Here is an 18,075-nt window from a genome sequence, read left to right as displayed (position 1 = left end):
GGAAACTAGATTCGGAAGTCGGAATCGTGGCGCCAATCGTATGGGACGGCCCCCGTCTTGCGGAAGTACTTTCAATTTATTGGAACACAGATCTACTATCTGGAACCGTGACGGATGAAGAGTCGGAAGCCGACGGCCGGCTGGTCGGATCCGATCGGGTCCTGGCCGTGCTCGCCGAGCTGGCCAGGCACCCCGACGGCATCGGGCTGGAGGACATGGCCCGGGCGGTGGCCAGCGCCAAGCCCACCGTCCACCGTGCCCTCGCCTCGCTGCGCCGCGCCGGGTTCGCCGGCCAGGACGGCTACGGCCGGTATGTCCTCGGCGACGAGTTCCTGCGGCTGGCGTTCGCCCACCACGAGGCCCGGCCGGACCACGTGCGGGTCCAGCCGATCCTGCGCGCGCTGTGCGACCGGTACGGCGAGACGGTCCACTATGCCGTCCTCGACGGCCGGTCGGTGGTCTACCGCTCCAAGCTCGACCCGTCGGTCGGGGCGGTCCGGCTGACGTCGGTCATCGGCGGGCGCAACCCCGCGCACTGCACCGCCGTCGGCAAGGTCCTGCTCGCCGCGTCGCTGGCCACCGAGGAAGCCGTCCGCACCTGGATCGGCGACCGGCCACTCGAGTCACGCACCGAGCGTTCGGTGTCCACCGCCGAGCAGCTGCACGCGGCGCTCGTCCGGGTCCGCCAGCAGGGCTACGCCGTCGAGGACCAGGAGAACGAGCCGGGCGTCGGCTGTCTCGCCGTCCCGGTGTACCTCACCTCGCCGACCGTGCCCAGCGGCGCGATCAGCGTCAGCGGCCTGGTGTACCGCACCCCGATGGAGAAGCTCGTCGACGACCTGCCCGCCATCCGCGCGATCGTCGCCGGCGAGACGGAGCGCCCATGACCGCAAGGTTCACCGCGCGGGCGGCGTCCGCGGACGGGTACTTCCTCGGCGAGGGCCCGGTGTGGGACCCGGACCGGCAGCGGCTGCTGTGGGTCGACATCGTCCCCGGCCGGGTCTTCGCCGGCCGCCTGCAGCCGGACGACACGATCACCGTCGCCGAATCCTGGTCGTTCGGGGCCACGGTCGGCGCGGTCGCCGTCTCGGCCACCGGGGAGCTGCTCGTCGCCGAGCGCGAGACGGTCACGCACGGCGGCCGGACGGTGGCTCGCGTCCTGCCCGAGGGCGGCCCGAGCCGGCTCAACGACGGCGCCGTCGACCCCGCCGGCCGCTTCCTCGTCGGCAGCCTGCGCCAGCACGAAGGACCCGGCGGCCACGAGGTCCTGGTCCGCCTCGACGGCGGCGCCGTCACCACGCTCGACGACGACCTGACCCTGTCCAACGGCCTGGCCTGGAGCCCGGACGGCCGCGAGCTCTACAGCATCGACACCATCCCCGGCACCGTCTGGGCCCGCGGCTACGACCCGCACACCGGCGCGACCGGGCCCCGGCGGGAGCTGTTCACCGTCACCGACGGCTTTCCCGACGGCATGTGCACCGACGCCGACGGCCACCTGTGGATCGCCGTGTGGGGCGGCGGCCGCGTCGAGTGCCGCCACCGCGACGGCACCCTGCTCGCCGTCGTCGAGGTCGACGCGCCGCACACCTCCAGCGTCACGTTCGCCGGCCCCGGCCTCGACGTCCTGGTCATCACCACGGCCCGGCAGGACCTGTCGCCCGACGACCTCGCCGCGCATCCGGACTCGGGCCGGCTGTTCACCGCCCGCGTCGGCGTCACCGGCCCGGCCGCGCCGTACTGGGACCCTGCCCTCTGACCCCGGAGACAACCTGATGCTGCCCTTGCATATCCGCGAACCCGGCGACCTGATCAGCGCCGGCACCCCGCGCGGCCCGCGCTGATGCGGGCCCTGGTCTTCACCGGACCCGGTCAGGCCGAGGTCCAGGACGTTCCCGAGCCTACGGCCGCGGCCGGGCAGGTCGTCATCGACGTGGAGCGGGTCGGCGTCTGCGGCACCGACGCGGAGCTGTTCACCGGCGAGATGAGCTACCTGCACACCGGCCGCTCGTCATACCCGCTGCGGCCCGGCCACGAATGGGCCGGCATCGTCACCGCGGCCGGTCCGGGTGTCGACGAGGCGTGGATCGGGCGGCGGGTCACCGGCGACACGATGATCGCCTGCGGGCACTGCCGGCGCTGCCACGCCGGCCGGCACCACGTCTGCGCCGAGATGCGCGAACTCGGCATCGCCGGCGGTTTGCCGGGAGCCCTCGCGGAGCGGCTGGCCTTCCCGGCCGCTTCCTTGAAGCCGCTGCCCGACACGGTGGACGCGACCCTCGGCGCCCTGGTCGAGCCGGGCGGCAACGCGCTGCGCGCGGTCGCGGCCGCCGCCATCGAGGCCGGAGAACGGCTGCTTGTGCTCGGCACCGGCACCATCGGGCTGCTCGCGGCCATGTTCGCCCGCGCCCGCGGCGCCGAGGTCCACCTCCTCGGACTGCGCCCCGAGCCGCTGACCGCCGACCTTGGCTTCGAGCACGCCTGGACCCGCCCGACGCTGCCCGACCTCGCCTGGGACGGCGTCATCGACGCCACCAACGGCGCCGGGATGCCCGCCCTCGCCGTCGAGCTCGTGGAGCCCGGCCGGCGCGTCGTCTACATCGGACTGTCCGGCACGCCCAGCGCCGTCGACACCCGCACCGTCGTGCTCAAGGACGTCACCGCGATCGGCATCCTCGGCGCATCCGCCGGCCTGGAGGGCGCGATATCGGCGTACGGCAGCGCGGCGGTCGACCCGCGGCCGCTGGTGGCCGCGACCGTCAGCCTCGAGGAGATCGTCAGCGTGCTCGCCGGGAACCGTCCCCCGGGTGCGGGAGCCGGTCCGAAGATCCTCGTGGACCCGCGGCGATGACCCCGTTCACCGGACTGGAGAACGCGGCACCGGGCTCGGTGCTGACCCGGGCCATCGACCGGCTCGGCATGGCCCACGACGCCTCGCACTACCTGCTCACTCCGCAGGCGGTGCTCGTGCCCACCGACGCCGGCCAGGTGGCGGCGCTGATGCGTGCGGCGGCCGGGCTCGGCCTGGGCGTCACCTTCCGCTCCGGCGGCACCAGCCTCAGCGGCCAGGCCGGCACCGACCAGCTGCTCATGAACACCCGCCGGCACTTCCGCGGCATCGAGGTCCTCGACGACGGCGCCCGCGTCCGGGTCCAGCCGGGCGCCGTCCTGCGGCAGGTCAACGCCCGCCTCGCCCCCTACGGCCGCAGACTCGGGCCCGACCCGGCCAGCGAGACCGCCTGCACGATCGGGGGGATCGTCGCCAACAACTCCAGCGGCATGACCTGCGGCACGCACGCCAACACCTACCAGACCCTCGAGTCGATGACGCTCGTGCTGCCCTCCGGCACCGTCGTCGACACCGGCCGCCCGGACGCCGACGCCCACCTGCACACGGCCGAGCCGCTGCTGGCCGAGACGCTGCTGCGGCTGCGTGACCGGGTCCGTTCCAACCCGGATTCGGTACGGCGCATCCGCGCGCAGTTCGCGATGAAGAACACGATGGGGTACGGCCTCAACAGCTTCCTCGACCACGACGGCCCGGCGCAGATCCTGGCCCACCTCGTCATCGGCAGCGAGGGCACGCTCGGGTTCGTCGCCGAGGCTGTCTTCCGCACCGTCCCGGTCCACCCGCACGCCGGCACCGGACTGCTCCTCTTCGCGAACCTGCACGAGGCGATGGCGGTCATGCCCGAGCTCGTCGCCGCCGGGCCGGCCGCCGTCGAGCTCCTCGACGCCGAGTCGCTGCGCGTCGCCCAGGCCGATCCGGCCGCCGACGACCTGCTGCGCACGCTCACCGTGGACCGGCAGGCCGCCCTGCTGGTGGAGTGGCAGCGCGCCGACGCCGACGACCTCACCGACCGCGAACATACCGCGCACGCGCTCTTCGACGGCCTCCCGCTCGCCGCCCCGGCCCGGCTCAGCCGCGACCCCGCCGGCCGGGCCGCCCTGTGGCACATCCGCAAGGGCCTCTACGCCACCGTCGCCGGGAACCGGCCCACCGGCACCGTCGCACTCCTCGAAGACGTCGCCGTCCCGGTGGACGCCCTCGCCGGGCTCTGCGACGACCTGCACCACCTGTTCGACCGGCACGCCTACGAGCGCAGCGTCATCTTCGGCCACGCCAAGGACGGCAACCTGCACTTCATGCTCAACGAGCGCTTCGGCGCCGGCACCGAGGTGCAGCGGTACGCCGAATTCACCGAGGAGATGGTCGGCGCGGTCCTGGACCGCGGCGGAACCCTCAAGGCCGAGCACGGCACCGGCCGGGTCATGGCACCCTTCGTGCGCCGCCAGTACGGCGACGAACTGTTCACGGTCATGCTCGAGGTCAAACGCGCCTGCGACCCCGGCGGCCTGCTCAACCCCGGCGTGCTGCTCACCGGCGACCCGCAGGCCCATCTGCGCCACCTCAAACCCGTCGTCACCGTCGAGCCCGAGGTCGACCGGTGCGTCGAGTGCGGCTACTGCGAGCCGGTCTGCCCGAGCCGGGACCTGACCACCACGCCCCGCCAGCGCATCGTGCTGCGCCGCGAGATGGCCGCCGCCGGCCCGGAGCTGGCCGCCGAGCTGGAACGCGAGTACCGCTATGACGCGGTGGACACCTGCGCGGTCGACGGCATGTGCGCCACCGCCTGCCCGGTCGGCATCAACACCGGCGACCTCACCAAGCGCCTGCGCGCCGAGGGCAACGGGCGCGCCGCGCAACGTGTGTGGCGTACCGCCGCCCGACACTGGGACGCGACGACCCGGGCGATGGACCTCGCCCTCGACGCCGCCAGGATCCCGCCCGCCGGACTGGTCGAGGCGGTCACCCGGGCCCCGGCCCTGCCGCGGTGGAGCCGTGACCTGCCCGCCGGCGGCACCCGCCGCCGACCGGTCCCGTCGCCGGACGCGGACGCGGTCTACCTCCCGTCGTGCCTCAACACGATGTTCGGCCCGGCGGCCGGCGGCCCCGGCGTCATGGCCGCCGTGCAGGAACTCGCCGCCCGCGCCGGGATCCGGCTGCGCGTGCCCGACGGCATCGCCGGGCTGTGCTGCGGCACGCCGTGGTCGTCGAAAGGACTGCCCGCCGGCTACGACATCATGCGCGCAAAGGTCGTAGCCGCACTCGCCGGCACCGATGTGCCGGTGATCAGCGACGCCGCCTCCTGCACCGAGGGCTTCCACCGGCTGCTGCCCGACGTCCGGGTGCTCGACGCGGTCAGCTTCGTCGCCACGCACGTCCTGCCGAAGCTGACGACCACCCGGCGGCTGCCGTCGCTGGCCCTGCACCCCACCTGCAGCTCCACCCGCCTCGGCATCGACGACGCCCTGCACCGCATCGCCTCGGCCGTCGCCGACCGCGTCGTCGTCCCCGACGACTGGCAGTGCTGCGCCTTCGCCGGCGACCGCGGCCTGCTGCACCCCGAACTGACCGCCTCCGCCACCCGTGCCGAAGCCGACGCCGTCACCCGCGGCGAGTTCGCCGCGCACGCCTCGGTCAACCGCACCTGCGAGATCGGCCTCACCCGGTCCACCGGCCGGACCTACCACCACCTGCTCGAACTGCTCCTGGAGGCAACGTCATGACCGACCTCACCGGCCTCACCGCCATCGTCACCGGCGGCGCCTCCGGCATCGGCCTGGCCACCGCCGGCCTGCTCGCCGCGCGTGGCGCCCGCGTCGGCGTCCTCGACCTGAAACCCGAGGTCGAGCAGCCCCTGACCGGCTACCGCGCCGACGTGACCGACGACGCCTCCGTGCGCGCCGCGATCGCCGCGGCCGCCGAGCACCTGGGCGGCATCGACATCGTCGTCAACAACGCCGGCATCGGCGCCCAGGGCACCGTCGAGGACAACGACGACGCCGAGTGGGCCCGGGTCTTCGACGTCAACGTCCAGGGCATGGTCCGCGTGACCCGCGCCGCCCTGCCGCATCTGCGACGTTCGTCCCATGCGGCGATCGTCAACGTCGCCTCCATCGCCGCGACCGCCGGGCTTCCGCAGCGCGCGCTGTACTCGGCCACCAAGGGCGCCATCGTCTCGCTCACCCTCGCGATGGCCGCCGACCACCTCGGCGAAGGCATCCGGGTCAACTGCGTCAACCCCGGCACCGCCGACACGCCCTGGATCAACCGGCTGCTCGCCAACGCCGCCGACCCGGCCGCCGAACGCGCCGCCCTCAACGCCCGCCAACCCACCGGCCGCCTGGTGACCGCCGACGAGGTCGCCGCCGCCATCGCCTACCTCGCGAGCCCGCAGGCCGGCGCCACCACCGGCACGAGCCTGGCCGTCGACGGCGGCATGCAGGGCCTGCGCCTGCGCAAGTAGGCAACGCATGGAGGGCGGGCTGGTGGCTGCCACTCGTGTCACGGAGCTTCGTGGACGGCGGCCTCGGGCCGGGCGTAGCCATCCGGGGTACCGATGGCGGGTCGTTGCTCGGGGTGTTGCAGGTAGAAGCGGATCGCGGCGGCAGCGAACGTCAGCCGGGGTGAGCCGGAGCGGGGGCGCCGCCGGAGTACCAGGTCCGGCTGGCTCAGCTGCACCGTGACCGTGGACCGGCTGACCATCATGGCCGAGTCCGGGCACAGATGGCCCATGACCAGCACGGGCCGCTGTGCCCTGAGCGAAGCGGCAGGCGCGGCGAGTCCCCGAGTGGGCGCGCAGCGGCCCGAAGGGCCGCCTCGAAGGCGTGCGGAATGTTCGCGCCCAGATCGGATGTAGGGCGTCTCGTCCGCGTGCGCGACTCGCTGCCGCTTGTGGCGGTGGTGGAGCGCCGGTGGACGACCGGCTCGCCAGCTCAGCGATCGGCCAGCGCGAGCGGCCTCAGTGGCTCGTGCAAACTCTGGGGCGTATTTGGCGCGCCCAGTCAGATCCCGTCGGTATCGGTGGGACTCGGTGAGACCCTCGCCCGCGATGAGTCGCCGCTTCCGATGGACGATATTTGCCCAGTTCACCGACGGTGCGGTAGCGAAGACGCTGGTTGGCGGAGGCGGACGGGAATCGAACCCGCCTGGCCCGGATTCCGGACCACCTCGGTTTTGAAGACCGTATAGAGCCCGCAGCGTTAGCTGCGGCAACGTGGCTCCACTCGGTTTCGTTGCCGCCGATTTGCCGTGGTCTGCGCCGCGAGTTCCGATGCGATACGATTTCGGTTATGTCCGGGGGCGGCGTCCCGAGTCCTCACACTCGGCATGCGCTTCTCCGATCCGGGCGCGCACTGTCTGTCCGTCTTCAAGGCGGCCTTCGGTGTCGGCCGCTGCGCGTCCGCCGAGATCCGCTGCGCCTGCCGCTTCGCTCACGGCGCAGCGGCCCCGGCAGACGCGCGCCCTCAGCCCAACATGACGATGCCCAGCGTTCGCCGATGAGGCCAACGCTGGGCATGCGCACCAGGCTGAAGGAGAACTCCAAGCATGACCACGATTTCGCCGGTGGCGACCAGGGCCTCCGGCCCTGGACCCGGAGACGACAGCCGAGTCGAACGAACCGACCCGAACGCCCCCCGGCGGCGGTGGTGGGAGAAATCTGGGAGACGATCTTGCACAAGCGACTGCCGCAGACCGACCCAGACCAACACGCACAGCAGCCCCAACCAGGTCGTTTTCCACGACCGCCAGGTGCCACAGGCCGTCTGACGGTGCTGGGGGTCAAGAGGTCGCAAGTTCGGCAAGACCAGGAGAGATCCTGGAGAAGATCTTGCAACCCAGGCTCTGCGAGACCCACTAAGACCGACCAGGACCATGGCCGCGACCAGAAATAAATGCCGCTCGGGCAGGTGCCGCTGATCGACGGACGTTGTTCACACCGAAGAGGTCGTTCCCCGTTGGGCGGCACATCGCTCCGGTCCATGCGGAGCTATGGGCGTGGCCTGCGGAAACTCGGTCAACCACTTGCCTCGACGTCCATGTATCCGCCTCCGGAGGCTGAGTAGCCTTCGATCTGCCGTGGTGCTGTGAGCTGCGCGGATGTACAGGCCGATCGCGGCCCGGCGGGAACTTCGGCGCCCACTCGGCGTAGCGCCGGTGGCGAGGTGCATCGAACCCGTGGGGGTGCGCACCGAAACGCCGGTACGCACCCTCACGTCCGTCCTAGCGGCGCCGGATTACCTGGTACAGCACGTGGAAGCAGCCCATCCCCACAGCGATTGGCTCGGTAGTGGTGGGCCAGTGCCACGCGACGCCCGCGATGGCAACACAGGCCATCAGGACCAGGGCGAGGTGTGCGGAGATGCCGTCCTCGAAGGGCATGGAAGGCATGGAGGTGGAGGTCATGGGTTCCTTTCGGTGCTTGGACCCACGTGAGCGCATCCCCGGAAGCTTGCGTTGCGTCCGTCGCGAACGCCTTGACGCAAGCTATTGTTGCCGGGTCCGTAGTGCGGGGGCCAGCCGCCTACGACGATGCGCCCTCGCGGGCGCATGGGATGGATGAGGGGATGGCGCAAGTGCGTCGTCCCCTCTTTGTCGTCCGGAAGCTTACACAGTCGGTGACGGGGCTGCATTGCTCAAGGGCAGGCGCTCTGGTCAATAAGCGACATCGGAAATCCCTTACAGGGAAACCTGTCTGTACTCGTTTCGCGCTTACGTACACCACTAGCTAGGCGCCGCATTGGAGTCTGTGGACATGAAATCAGTTACCCGGAGTTACGGAGATGATTGTCGATTATTGCCGACCAAAATCCTCCGGGGCTGCACTGGACTGAACTGTCATGAACCTGCATGTCTCGGCGTGCACGTCGGACTCCGAGCATTGCTGGACACCTTTGGGGCTTGGATGCGCAGCTCCGCTACGGAGCGTCATGGGCCTCCGTCTGGCGCACCGGTCTGCATCGCAGACGTCGCCGGCGATGCAATGGTGGTTGAGCACGGCCTATGTGACGTGCAACACGTGCTGTGGCTCGGCGTGTCGTGGGCTCAGGAGCGTGGCGGGCCCGTTTTCTCAGTGCTGCCATCCCGATGCTGCTCGGGGCGTTCGTCCGATCCTCTCGATGCGAACTACCCGCTGGACAGTTCAGCTTTGGGATCGTTCGGCGCTGGACGGCTCAGGCAGGCTTGATTCGGTCGGGTTCGGCTGCAACGGTTGTTGTACTCCGTGGCCGTACATGCGGCGAGGCCTCGGCCCGGCCCATTCCTGCATACCAGGTGTGATATCGATGACGAGGACGCCCGCAGTTAGTGCTAGAGCCAGCTTGCCGGCGACCACGCCGATGCCGTTGTTCCCGTGATGAACGGGAACGCGGTAGATGAGTTGGCCCGTGCCTGGGTCCCACACCCGCACCGTCCCGTCGTCGCCGGTGGCGAGCAGGGTGCGGCTGTCGACCTGGACTGGGTACAGCGCCCGCACTCGATCGGTGTGGCCGGTGAGCTGGCGTAGTTCGGTGCCGGTAGCCGGGTCCCAGATCCGTACCGTCCCGCCGCTGCTAGTGGCGAGCAGGGTGCGGCCGTCGACCTCGACCGCACACGCCGCTAGCACCCAGCCGGTGTGGCCGGTGAGCCGACGTAGTTCGGTGGCGGTAGCCGGGTCCCATACCCGCACCGTCCGGTCGTGGCTGCCGGTGACGAGCAGGGTGCGGCCGTCGACCTCGACCGGGCACACCGCATCCACCCAGCCGGTGTGCCCGGTGACCTGGCGTAGTTCGGTGCCGGTAGCCGGGTCCCATATCCGCACCGTCCCGTCGCGGCTGCCTGTGGCGAGCAGGGTGCGGCCGTCGACCTCGACCGCACACGCCGCTAGCACCCAGCCGGTGTGGCCGGTGACCTGGCGTAGTTCGGTGCCGGTAGCCGGGTCCCAGATCCGTACCGTCCCGCCGCTGCTGGTGGCGAGCAGGGTCCGGCCCTGGAGCTCGACCGCACACGCCGCTAGTACCCGGTCGGTGTGGCCGGTGAGCTGGCGTAGTTCGGTGCCGGTAGCCGGGTCCCACACCCGCACCGCCCAGTCGTGGCTGCCGGTGACGAGCAGGGTGCGGCCGTCGACCTCGATCGGGCACACCGCATCCACCCAGCCGGTGTGGCCGGTGAGCCGGCGCAGTTCGGTACCCGGGTCCCACATTCGTACTGTCCTGTCGTCGCTGCCGGTGGCGAGCAGGGCCCGGCCGTCAACCTCGACTGGACACACCGCATCCACCCCGCCGGTGTGGCCGGTGAGCTGGCGTAGTTCGGTGCCGGTAGCCGGGTCCCACACCCGCACCGTCCCGTCGCGGCTGCCGGTGGCGAGCAGGGTGCGGCCGTCGACCTCGACCGGGCATAGCGCCCGCACCCGATCGGTGTGGCCGGTGAGCTGACGTAGTTCGGTGCCGGTAGCCGGGTCCCACACCCGCACCGTCCGGGCGTGGCCGGTGGCGAGCAGGGTCCGGCCGTCGACCTCGACCGGGCACAGCGCATCCACCCCGCCGGTGTGGCCGGTGAGCTGACGTAGTTCGGTGCCGGTAGCCGGGTCCCACACCCGCACCGTCCTATCGTCGCCGGTGGCGAGCAGTGTCCGGCCTTCGACCTCAACCGGGCACAGCACCCACACGCCACCAGTGCGGCCGGTGAATCGGCGCAGTTCAGTGCCGGTAGCCGGGTCCCAAACCCGCACCATCCCGCCGCTGCCGGTGGCGAGCAGGGTGCGCCCGTCGACCTCGATCGGGCACACCGCCCGCACCCGATCGGTGTGGCCGGTGAGTCGGCGTAGTTCGGTGCCGGTAACCGGGTCCCACACCCGTACCGTCCGGTCGTGGCTGCCGGTGGCGAGCAGGGTGCGGCCGTCGACCTCGATCGGGCACACCGCCCGCACCCGATCGGTGTGGCCGGTGAGTCGGCGTAGTTCGGTGCCGGTAGCCGGGTCCCACACCCGTACCGTCCGGTCGTGGCTGCCGGTGGCGAGCAGGGTGCGGCCGTCGACCTCGATCGGGCACACCGCCCGCACCCAGCTGGTGTGGCCTGTGAGTCGACGCAGTTCAGCGCGTGGTTCGGCAGCGGCCCATTGGGCGTGGTAGGGGGCGCGTGGGTGCAGGGTGACGGATGGGAGGCATTCGAGGGCGCAAGTGACGCTGAACATGGCGGCGCGTTCGGCCGGTGCGGCGGTGACGGCGGGCAGGGTGAGGTGCAGCATCCGTGCGCGTTGCCAGCCGAGGGAGGTGCGGGCGTGGTTGGCCGGTCTCAGCAGTCGCAGCAGGTCGGCATGCAGGAGGTAGCCGTCGTCGGTCAGGAGGGTGTCGATGAGCCCGGCTCGGTCGGCGTGCCGGGCCAGGGACCTGGCCAGGTACGGTTCGGCCCAGCCAAGCTCGCGGCCGAGGGCGTGGAAGGCATGTGTGAGGTGTTGCTCATCGGTGCGGACGCCGCCGCGGCCGCGGTCGCGGAGCAAGGCGTCGTTAAGGGCCTGGTGGAACAGCCGGAACGTCGAGGTCTCAACGTCGCCCGCGGTGGTCTCGACCAGGAAGCTGGCGGCCGCCGTCCGGGCGAACCGATCCAGGTCTGGCTCGGCGACCTCGTAGCCAAGGGCGGCGGTGGCGGTGTGCCACAGCCGGCTCGACCAGCCCGGCGCCTCCGCATAGGCCAGGGCGGTCAGCACGTCCCGTGCCGTCACGCCGACCACGGCTGGCACTGCCTGCAGGTAGGCCTGCAGGGTCGCGTCCACGGTCGCGGTCAGAGTAACGGCCGCCGGGTGCACGGCGACGGTGTCGTTCAGGCCCCGCCGGCGGGCTTCCAGCCCGGCGATCAGGAAGTTCCGGTCGGCCAGGGCCGCGATCCGCGCAGCGATCGGCGCCGCCACCGCCGCATCCGTGTACGGGTTGCCGGGCCGTTCCGCCCCGACCAGCCGTAACGACGCCTCCGCGTACGTCACCAGGTCAGCCAGCTCGAAGAACGCTGGATCATCCAGATCGATCTCGTGCTGCGCCCCGGCCAGCGCCCGCAGCAGCTCGCCGGCCCCGTCCGCCCGGCGGGTGCCGCACACCACCTGCACCCCGACCGGCCCGCACGCCTGTACCAGCGGCACGATCACCTCCGCCAGCACTAGCCGTGCCTCGGCCGGGCTGTACGCCTCATCCACCGCATCGATCACCAGGTTGAACCGCCGTCCCGGCTCCGCCGCCAACCGCTGGCGGAGCAGCCCGGGCAGCTGCTCCACCTGCTCCGGCAACGCCACCCCGGCCGCCCGGGCGATCTCGACCGCCACGTCCAGCGCCGTCTTGCCCTTCACGTGCACTGCGCACCCGACCGACCCCACCACCGCCCGCACGCCACCGTCTGAGCCCGGCAGCTGCGCCCGCAACGCGGCATCGGCGGTCGTGACGACTCGGCCCAGCACCGCCGACTTGCCGACCCCCGGCGACCCCGTCACCACCAGCACCCGCCCATCCGGCGTCGGCCGGTCCAGCCACCCGACGATCTCCCGCAGTGCCGCGGTGCGGCCTGCGAACCGGTACCCCGGCTCGTGCTCGGCCATCACCCCGCGCCCGCGCGGACGCCAGTGCCGACCGGCCTCCGGATCGTCGGCGAGCTGCCAGCCCCACGCCGCCATCGCCGCCGGACCGGCGTCCGGGGCCGCCCAGCCCGCTACCACCCGCAGTTTCGCCTGCGGCAGGAACACATCCGCCTGGAACAGGGTCAACGCCTGGGCGTCACCTTCCTGTCGCCCCCCGGTCAACGCCTTCCCGACAATCCCGGCAACTGCCTGATAGTCCGGCAGCCACAACCCACCGCCGGAGAATCCTCGCTCCACCACATACCGCGACCCGGTATCCAGCCGCACCCAGCCGTTCGCCAGCACCGTGCCGACCGTGCCGAACGCATCGTTGCCGTTGCTCGAACTGGAGGCCGGGAACCCGAACGCCCACCATCGCCGATCCCGCAACACGGCAGGGTCCAACAGCCGCAAGCGGGCCGGCTCAACCCCCGTCGGCACGTCCTCGTCCAAGTGCAGCACCGCCACGTCCGCCGTCTGCGGATCATCGGCGTCGAAGTCCACATGCACCACCCGCCGCCGCTGCTTCCACGCCGAAGCGACCTGGGGAAACGCCACCCACACCGGCTCGTCCAACGCCATGCGCGCCGGATCGTCCAGATCCTTCAGCACCACATGCGCGCAGGACAACGCCGTCCGCGGCCCGATCGCCACCGCCGTACCGACCGGCACGAACCGCTTCTCATCCCGCACCACGGCCAACGTCCATGGGTGCGCACCTGGCCCCCGCACCTCGCTCATCCCGCAGACGCCTCAACCACGGCCGGCTTCCACTTCAAGGTCACCTCGAAATTGCCCTCAGCCGACGCCGACGCGAACAACCAGTCAGCCTTCCCACTGACCTTCAACCCGAACTTCACCTCAACCTCCTGCGGCCCGTACTCCCGCACCTGATCGAGCACCTCCGCCGCGGCCTTCAACGCCTGTCCGGCCGCATCCCGCACCCGCCCCGCCACCCGATCCGGTCCCGCCGCGTCCTCGAACCCCGGCGTGGGCGCGATCTCGAACCGTACCTGCGACCCATCCTCCAGCTCGTACCGCACCACCTGCCGCGGCCGACCATCCACCACGACCCACCTCCGCACTCGACTGCCGACACCACGCATCGACCGGTGTACCCGATCATCATCCGGTACAACACACCCCAACGCCCGCACAACCCGTCCGCACGACCATTGACACCAGCACCGGGCCAGCGATGCATGTGTCAACGCTGCCTTGACACCCAACACCCGGCGCACGCGCGGCACCAGCGAGCGGTTGGGGCGGCGGCGCGCGCATCTGTGAGGGCAGGCCACCGGCCTGCCCGCCACACCTGCCCGAAGGGCCGCCGAGGCTCCGGGGTCAAGGGCGGCCCGCAGGGCCGTCGCGTGCGACGCGAAGCGCCCTTGACCCTGGAGAAGCGGCCCGGCACACTCGTGCGCCGCCGCCCCGGGCGCGGACATCCGGCGGCCCGCCGAGCACGCAGACCGCGCCAGCCACCGGGCTCTCGGCCGGCCGGAGGCGAGCGGCCAAGCGAGCCGACGGCCTGGCGCCCAGGCGGCGGCGCGTGCGGCCCGTTCCGGGCCGCCTTGAAGACGTACAGAAAGTTTGCACGTGGCCGGCCGGGCACCCTTGTCTGACTCCGGTTGATGCTTGACATCGCGGCCTCGGCTGATGCTTGACACCCGGTCGGCCTGGTCCTCGTTTCGCTTGTGAATGCAGGCGGGAGGGTCCGGGTGGGACTTGCGGAGTTGAGCGTTATGGAGCAACGGTTCCACGCGGTGATGGAGTGTCTGGGCGGCACCCCGAAGACGGAAGTTGCGGCCCGGTATGGCGTTTCTCGCCAGACGGTGCACTCCTGGTTGGCCCGGTATGAGGCTGGCGGGGTCAGGGCGTTGGAGGATCGGTCGCACCGGGTGCAGCATTGCCCGCACCGCGTGGACGCGTCGGTGGAGGCGTTGGTGTGCGAGCTGCGCCGGGATCATCCGCGGTGGGGGCCGCGGCGGTTGCGGTTCGAGGTTGGCCGCCGGGGTGTGTCCCCGTTGCCGGCCCGGGCGACGGTGTACCGGATTCTTCGGCGCAACAACCTGGTTGCCGGAATCCCGAGGAAGCGGCGGCGGGAGGACTACCAGCGGTGGGAACGGCCGCAGCCGATGGAGTTGTGGCAGATGGACATCGTCGGTGGCGTGCTGCTGGCCGACGGCAGCGAAGCCAAGGTCGTCACTGGGCTGGACGATCATTCCCGGTACTGCGTGATCGCGACCGTGGTGCCGCGGGCCACCGGCCGGGCCGTGTGTGCCGCGTTTGCTGCAGCGCTGGTGCGCTTCGGGGTGCCGGGTGAGGTGTTGACCGACAACGGCAAGCAGTTCACCGGCCGGTTCACCAAGCCGCGTCCGGGTGAGGTGCTGTTCGAGCGGATCTGCCGGGAGAACGGCATCGTGGCCCGTAACACCAAGCCCCGGTCGCCGACCACGACGGGGAAGGTGGAGCGGTTCCACCAGAGTCTGCGCGGTGAGTGTCTGACCGGCCGCATATTTCCCAGCGTGGAGGCCGCTCAGGCGGCGGTGGACGCGTTCGTGGCGGAGTACAACTATCAGCGGCCGCATCAGGGCATTGATGACGCGTTCCCGGCCGACCGGTTCCACCGGCCCGGTCCGGACCGGGACACCACCGACGCCATCGCCCTGCCGCTGCGCATCCCGTCCGGGCTGGTGCCCCCTTCCTCACCGCCGGCGCCGGTGGAGTCGGCCGATCAGGCGTCCACGACGGTGGTTGGCCGGTCTCAGCCGGTGCAGGTTGACCGGGTGGTGCCGGCCTCGGGCAACCTGATGATCGCCCAGCAGCAGATCTGGCTCGGGCCGGCCCGCGCCGGCCTGCCGATCACCGTGTGGGCCGACACCGACCGGCTCCACGTCCTGACCCGGGACGGAGCCCGGGTCAAGAGCTGCTCATCGAGGCTGTCCCAACGCGACCTGGCCCGCCTGCTGGCCGACGGTGGCCGGCCCGCCGGCCCGTCACCGCTGCCCGCCGTGGCACCGCACGCGCCGGCCGTGGAGGTCGACCGGATCGTCAACGCCTGCGGCGGGATCAGCATCAGCGGCCGGCAGATCAGCGTCGGCATGCCCCTGGCCGGGCAACGCGTCCGCCTGCGCCTGGACGGCATCCTGCTGCACGTCATCGACGAGCACAACCAGCTGCGCCGTACTCTGCGCTGCCCGCTACCGCCCAGCGCGTGCGCCCGCATCCGCGACGCCCGACCCGCCTCGACCGTCCCGCCACCAGCCGCCGCGCCAGACGTGGAGCGGGTCGTGTCGGTCAACGGCAGCATCCAGGTCGGCGGCCAGAAGATCCAAGTCGGCAAGGTCTACGCCCGCAAACTCGTCTCCGTCGTCCTGGACGAGCACACCGTCACCGTCTACGACAACGACACGCCGATCCAAGCCGCCCCCGCCGCAGCACCACCAACCTGAACCGCACCAAGGCCCACCACCAGATCACGGGATCGGTGACCGTTCCTACCCAAGGCGTCAGTGATCCTGCTCCGTTGGCGGTGGCAACACCGGCTGCAGGTACCTACCCCAGATCTGAGCACCGCGATACGGACCATCGCCGGCAGCATCGAATTGCGGCTGGTCGAAACTGACCCAGTACTTCAACTCGCCGGGGCGAGCAGCGGCATGCATGACCGGCTCCGGTGCGCCGACCGAATCGATCACCGCGAAGAACTCCACCCGCCAAGGCCCGTCCCACTCGGTGTCCTTGACGACCTGCACCCGGGTGCCTGGAGCTAACGCAACGGCGGGCCACTCCCGGTCCAGGGGGCGACCGAGAACATGCTCGACAGCTTCACGATCTCGAATCGTCCGAGCAGCGGGCACCGACTCAGCATCCATGAGCTCATCCTTCCCGCGCCGCCGTACGATCACTTCTAGCGCGAAGGCCACTATTCGATCATGACCTGGTGTCAAGGATCGTCCGAGGCCGTTCCGTCAAGCCTCATGTGAGACCAGGCACCGGCCGGGCACCCTGTCGTACTCCGCTTGATCCGTTACAGGTTGACTTCACTTGATGCGTGACACTCCGCCGAGTGCTGGTGGAGTTGACCATGACGGAACAGCGGTACCGCGCCGTGCTAGAAGTCGAAGCCGGGGTTCCGGTGACCGAGGTCGCCGAGCGGTTCGGAGTATCCCGGCAAGCGGTGCACCGCTGGCTGGGCTGGTACCGAACGCTGGGCCTGGAGGGCCTGTCGGACGGCTCGCACTGGCCGCATGCACATCCAGCGCAGACGTCGCCGGAGGTCGAGGCGGCGATCTGTGAGCTGCGCCGGCAGCATCCGCGTTGGGGGCAGCGGCGCATCGAGTTCGAGCTGGGCCGTAACGGCTGTCCCGGCCCCATCCCATCACTGAGCACGATCTACCGGGTGCGCTGCGCCACGGCCTGGTCGACGCGGTGCCGCGTGGTCGTCGCCGGCAGGACTACACCCGCTGGCAGCGCGACCGGCCGATGGAGCTGTGGCAGATGGACATCGTCGGCGGCATCATGCTCGCCGACGGCACCGAAGCGAAGGTGATCACCGGGGTGGACGACCATTCCCGCTACTGCGTGATCGCCACCGTGGTGCGCCGACCCACCGGCAGTGCCGTGTGTCTGGCGTTCGTGGCGGCGTTGCGCCGCTTCGGCATCCCGGAGGAGGTGCTCACCGACAACGGCAAGCAGTTCACCGGCTGGTTCACCAAGCCCCGCCCGGGTGAGGTGTTGTTCGAGCGGATCTGCCGGGAGAACGGCATCATCGCCCGCAACACCAAGCCCCGCTCGCCCACCACGACGGGCAAGGTGGAGCGGTTCCACCAGACCCTGCGACGCGAGCTGCTCGACACCGTGCCGGTGTGGCCGAGCGTGGAGGCGGCGCAGGCAGCCATGGACGCCTTCTGCCGCGAATACAACACCAACCGGCCGCACCAGTCGCTGGGCATGGCGTTTCCGGCCGACCGGTTCGGCCCGCGCGCGGACCAGCCAGACCTGCCGCTGCGGGTGCCCGCCTCGCTCACGACGGCGCCCGCCCCGGAACCCTCGCCGCCAGCGGCATTGAGCCCCGCGACCCGCGACGCGCCGGTGCTGCCGCCGCTGGTCATGTCCGCCAACGGCGTCGACCCGGTCAACCTGGCCGTGCAGCTGACCAGGGTCGTCCCGGCGTCGGGCAACCTCGGCGTGTGCGGCCAGCAGTTCTGGCTCGGCCCCGCGTATGCCGGCAGCGCCATCACGCTGTGGGCCGACACCACCGTCGTGCACTTGCTCAAGGGCGACGTGCGGCTCAAGATGCCGTCCCGGCTGACCGCCGCTCACCTGCAGCAGTTGCACGCCGACGGCGGCCTACCCGCCGGACCGTCACCACTGCCGGCCGCACCGGCCCGACCGGGCGTGGCGGTTGAGGTGGACCGGCTGGTCAATGCCACCGGCCTGATCGGTCTGGCTGGCCGTCAGCACCCGGTCGGCAGCCACTTCGCCGGGCGTCGCGTCACCGTCCGTCTGGACTAGTAGCGCTTTGTTAGGTTCGGCGTGTCGTGGGGTCGCTGGGCGGGTGTGGGTAGTTTCATGTGTCGGTGCCCCCTGATGAGCTTTCGGTGGTGCGGCAACGTTTGGAGGCGTTCGCGGCGGAGGTGTTCGTGTCGTT

Annotated in this window: 11 protein-coding genes and 1 pseudogene; 7 read left to right on the top strand and 5 right to left on the bottom strand. The window is 71.1% G+C overall.

The genetic code is table 11. From position 1 onward, the window contains the following. The first annotated feature begins 107 nt into the window (after positions 1-107). The 5 genes from ABD352_RS49750 (at position 108) to ABD352_RS49730 (ending at position 6,311) form a co-directional block, all read left to right on the top strand. Complete coding sequence (locus tag ABD352_RS49750) at positions 108-887, top strand: IclR family transcriptional regulator (RefSeq protein ID WP_344619669.1); 780 nt, start codon at positions 108-110, stop codon at positions 885-887. Beyond that, on the top strand, positions 884-1,759 hold the full coding sequence (locus tag ABD352_RS49745; RefSeq protein ID WP_344619668.1) for an SMP-30/gluconolactonase/LRE family protein: 876 nt from the start codon (positions 884-886) through the stop codon (positions 1,757-1,759). The genes ABD352_RS49750 and ABD352_RS49745 overlap by 4 nt, the downstream gene beginning before the upstream one ends. An 84-nt stretch (positions 1,760-1,843) precedes the next feature. Next, on the top strand, positions 1,844-2,851 hold the full coding sequence (locus tag ABD352_RS49740) for a zinc-dependent alcohol dehydrogenase (protein WP_344619667.1): 1,008 nt from the start codon (positions 1,844-1,846) through the stop codon (positions 2,849-2,851). Continuing rightward, entirely contained in the window at positions 2,848-5,571 is a 2,724-nt protein-coding gene (locus ABD352_RS49735) for an FAD-binding and (Fe-S)-binding domain-containing protein (RefSeq protein WP_344619666.1), read from the top strand. Before ABD352_RS49740 ends, ABD352_RS49735 begins: the two co-directional genes overlap by 4 nt. Beyond that, a complete protein-coding gene (locus tag ABD352_RS49730; protein WP_344619665.1) occupies positions 5,568-6,311 on the top strand; it encodes an SDR family NAD(P)-dependent oxidoreductase in 744 nt (247 codons plus the stop codon). The genes ABD352_RS49735 and ABD352_RS49730 overlap by 4 nt, the downstream gene beginning before the upstream one ends. Positions 6,312-6,349: 38 nt before the next feature. Here the strand turns inward: ABD352_RS49730 and ABD352_RS49725 are convergent, their stop codons facing one another. The 4 genes from ABD352_RS49725 to ABD352_RS49710 form a co-directional block, all read right to left on the bottom strand. After that, complete coding sequence (locus tag ABD352_RS49725; RefSeq protein WP_344619664.1) at positions 6,350-6,580, bottom strand: hypothetical protein; 231 nt, start codon at positions 6,578-6,580, stop codon at positions 6,350-6,352. A 1,488-nt stretch (positions 6,581-8,068) separates the two neighbouring features. Beyond that, positions 8,069-8,227 carry a hypothetical protein gene (locus ABD352_RS49720; RefSeq protein WP_344619663.1) on the bottom strand — a complete coding sequence of 53 codons (159 nt, stop codon included), beginning with the start codon at positions 8,225-8,227 and terminating at the stop codon, positions 8,069-8,071. A 760-nt stretch (positions 8,228-8,987) separates the two neighbouring features. Further along, entirely contained in the window at positions 8,988-13,118 is a 4,131-nt protein-coding gene (locus ABD352_RS49715) for a hypothetical protein (RefSeq protein WP_344619662.1), read from the bottom strand. 41 nt (positions 13,119-13,159) lie between these two features. Beyond that, a complete protein-coding gene (locus ABD352_RS49710) occupies positions 13,160-13,492 on the bottom strand; it encodes a CU044_2847 family protein (RefSeq protein ID WP_344619661.1) in 333 nt (110 codons plus the stop codon). 672 nt (positions 13,493-14,164) lie between these two features. On the opposite strand from ABD352_RS49710, the gene ABD352_RS49705 reads away from it, so the two are divergent. Continuing rightward, a complete protein-coding gene (locus tag ABD352_RS49705; protein WP_344619660.1) occupies positions 14,165-15,874 on the top strand; it encodes an IS481 family transposase in 1,710 nt (569 codons plus the stop codon). Between the two features lie 57 nt (positions 15,875-15,931). On the opposite strand, the gene ABD352_RS49700 is transcribed toward ABD352_RS49705, so the two are convergent. Further along, a complete protein-coding gene (locus ABD352_RS49700) occupies positions 15,932-16,297 on the bottom strand; it encodes a hypothetical protein (RefSeq protein ID WP_344619659.1) in 366 nt (121 codons plus the stop codon). A 194-nt stretch (positions 16,298-16,491) separates the two neighbouring features. On the opposite strand from ABD352_RS49700, the pseudogene ABD352_RS49690 reads away from it, so the two are divergent. Beyond that, positions 16,492-17,936, top strand: a pseudogene (locus ABD352_RS49690) (IS481 family transposase); the annotation flags it as partial. Between the last annotated feature and the right edge of the window lie 139 nt (positions 17,937-18,075).

The sequence above is a fragment of the Dactylosporangium salmoneum genome, from assembly GCF_039532525.1.
Classification (GTDB): Bacteria; Actinomycetota; Actinomycetes; order Mycobacteriales; family Micromonosporaceae; genus Dactylosporangium; species Dactylosporangium salmoneum.
The sequence above is the reverse complement of the archived record's forward strand: the minus strand, read 5'-3'. Positions and strand labels throughout refer to the sequence as shown.

Excerpts from the sequence above, each read along its gene's own strand:
- ABD352_RS49745 (WP_344619668.1), top strand. The coding sequence starts at position 884 with ATGACCGCAAGGTTCACCGCGCGGGCGGCGTCCGCGGACGGGTACTTC.
- ABD352_RS49740 (WP_344619667.1), top strand. The coding sequence starts at position 1,844 with ATGCGGGCCCTGGTCTTCACCGGACCCGGTCAGGCCGAGGTCCAGGAC.
- ABD352_RS49735 (WP_344619666.1), top strand. The coding sequence starts at position 2,848 with ATGACCCCGTTCACCGGACTGGAGAACGCGGCACCGGGCTCGGTGCTG.
- ABD352_RS49730 (WP_344619665.1), top strand. The coding sequence starts at position 5,568 with ATGACCGACCTCACCGGCCTCACCGCCATCGTCACCGGCGGCGCCTCC.
- ABD352_RS49725 (WP_344619664.1), bottom strand. The coding sequence starts at position 6,580 with ATGGGCCATCTGTGCCCGGACTCGGCCATGATGGTCAGCCGGTCCACG.
- ABD352_RS49720 (WP_344619663.1), bottom strand. The coding sequence starts at position 8,227 with ATGCCCTTCGAGGACGGCATCTCCGCACACCTCGCCCTGGTCCTGATG.
- ABD352_RS49705 (WP_344619660.1), top strand. The coding sequence starts at position 14,165 with ATGGAGCAACGGTTCCACGCGGTGATGGAGTGTCTGGGCGGCACCCCG.
- ABD352_RS49700 (WP_344619659.1), bottom strand. The coding sequence starts at position 16,297 with ATGGATGCTGAGTCGGTGCCCGCTGCTCGGACGATTCGAGATCGTGAA.